Source organism: Pseudomonas sp. HMWF006, from assembly GCF_003061205.1.
Lineage (GTDB): Bacteria > Pseudomonadota > Gammaproteobacteria > Pseudomonadales > Pseudomonadaceae > Aquipseudomonas > Aquipseudomonas monsensis.
In genome coordinates, this window is record NZ_QAIU01000254.1 from 1 (window position 1) to 2,314 (window position 2,314).

The window sequence follows — 2,314 nt, forward strand, 5'->3', positions numbered from 1 at the left end:
AGCCTGTTCACCCTGTCGGCGACGCCGAACACCCAGAAGAAAAAGACCATGGCGCAAGCCGAGGCCGGTCTGTGGAAACTGCTGGAACAGTTGAAGACCACCGCGCCGTCCGCCGAAGAACTGGAGCGCGTGCGTGCGCAGGTCATTGCCGGCCTAGTCTTCGAACGTGATTCGATCACCAGCCAGGCCACCGCCATCGGTCAGCTTGAAACGGTCGGTCTGTCGTGGAAACTGATGGACACCGAACTGGCCGATCTGGAAAGCGTGACCCCGCAAGACATCCAGAACGCCGCCAAGCTGTATTTCACCCGCGAACGTCTCAGCGTCGCCCACGTCCTGCCACTGGAGACGACTCATGAGTAAGCGCAAATCCCCACGCCTGCTGCTTGGCCTGATCGCCGTGGCAGTCATCGGCTCCGCCGCGTTTTATCTGGTACCCGACACTGGGACCCATGCCAGCGAAGCACTGGACAACGCCAAGTCGAGCCAGAAACTGCAATCGCTGACCGAACTCGACGGCAAGGCCCCGGCCAGCCGCAAACTCGACGTACAGACCTGGAACACCGCCGAAGGCGCCAAGGTGCTGTTCGTCGAGGCCCATGAGCTGCCGATGTTCGACATGCGCCTGATCTTTGCTGCCGGCAGCAGTCAGGACGGCAACGTGCCGGGGCTGGCGGTGCTGACCAACGCGATGCTCAATGAGGGTGTCGCCGGCAAAGACGTCGGTGCAATTGCCCAGGGCTTTGAAGGTCTGGGAGCGGATTTCGGCAACGGTGCCTTCAAGGACATGGCGCTGGCTTCGCTGCGTAGCCTGAGCGCCGCCGATAAGCGTGAACCGGCACTCAAGCTGTTCGCCGACGTGGTCGGCAAGCCGACCTTCCCGGCAGACTCGTTTGCGCGGATCAAGAACCAGTTGCTCGCCGGTTTCGAATACCAGAAACAGAACCCCGGCAAACTTGCCACCCTCGAACTGATGAAGCGCCTGTACGGCGACCACCCGTACGCGCACTCGAGTGACGGCAACGCGCAAAGCATACCGAAGATCACCCTGGCGCAACTGCGTGAGTTCCACGCCAAAGCCTACGCGGCCGGCAATGTAGTGATCGCGCTGGTCGGTGATCTGTCCCGCGCCGAAGCCGAGGCCATCGCCAATCAAGTGTCCTCTGCCCTGCCGAAAGGCCCGGCCCTGGTGAAGATCGCGCCGCCGCAAGAACCGAAGGCCAGCACCGGCCACATCGAGTTCCCGTCCAAGCAGACCAACCTGATGCTCGCGCAACTGGGCATCGACCGCGATGACCCGGATTACGCGGCACTGTCGATGGGCAACCAGATCCTCGGTGGCGGTGGTTTCGGCACGCGCCTGATGAGCGAAGTGCGCGAGAAACGCGGCCTGACTTACGGCGTGTATTCGGCGTTCAGCCCGATGCAGGCCCGTGGCCCGTTCATGATCAACCTGCAGACCCGCGCGGAAATGAGCGAAGGCACCCTGAAACTGGTGCAGGACGTACTCGCCGATTACCTGAAAACCGGCCCGACGCAGAAAGAACTCGACGACGCCAAACGCGAACTGGCCGGCAGCTTCCCGCTGTCCACCGCGAGCAACGCCGACATCGTCGGCCAACTCGGCGCCATGGGCTTCTATAATCTGCCGTTGAGTTATCTGGACGACTTCATGAAACAGTCCCAGAGCCTGACTGTGGAACAGGTGCGCGACGCCCTGAACAAACACCTGAGCACGGACAAAATGGTCATCGTCAGCGCTGGCCCGACCGTGCCGCAAAAGCCGTTACCGGCCCCATCTGATAAACCTGCCGAGCAACCGCTCGGGGTTCCGGAGCATTAATGGCAACTCGTACACCGAAAAAACCTGCGCAAAACGTGCACAACGGCGTGAACCAACTGCGCATCATCGGCGGCGAATGGCGCAGCCGAAAACTGAGCTTCCCCGACGCGCCGGGCCTGCGCCCGACGCCGGATCGCGTGCGTGAAACCCTGTTCAACTGGCTCGCGCCGTATGTGGCCGGGGCCAAGGTGCTGGATCCGTTCGCCGGCAGCGGCGCACTGTTTCTCGAAGCACTGTCCCGTGGCGCGGCCATGGGCCAGGCACTGGACGCCAGCCATGTCGCGGTGTCCAGCCTGAAAGAACACCTCGGCACCCTGCGCTGCACCAACGGCCAGGTGCAGACCGCCGACGCCTTGCGCTACCTGGAAACCCAGGTCGCCACGCCGTTCGACCTGGTGTTCCTCGATCCGCCGTTCAACCAGAACCTGTTGCCGGCCGTTTGCACATTGCTGGAAGAGCGCGAGTGGCTGG

Annotated in this window: 3 protein-coding genes; all 3 read left to right on the forward strand. The window is 62.6% G+C overall.

The genetic code is table 11. From position 1 onward, the window contains the following. On the forward strand, nucleotides 1–363 hold a 363-nt coding region (locus DBR24_RS10380), incomplete at its 5' end, for a pitrilysin family protein (protein WP_146189013.1). Beyond that, entirely contained in the window at nucleotides 356–1,843 is a 1,488-nt protein-coding gene (locus DBR24_RS10385) for a pitrilysin family protein (protein ID WP_128614683.1), read from the forward strand. The genes DBR24_RS10380 and DBR24_RS10385, both read left to right, overlap by 8 nt. Beyond that, nucleotides 1,843–2,314 (forward strand): 16S rRNA (guanine(966)-N(2))-methyltransferase RsmD (gene rsmD, locus DBR24_RS10390; protein WP_371921260.1); only part of this gene is annotated, 472 nt, incomplete at its 3' end. The genes DBR24_RS10385 and rsmD, both read left to right, overlap by 1 nt.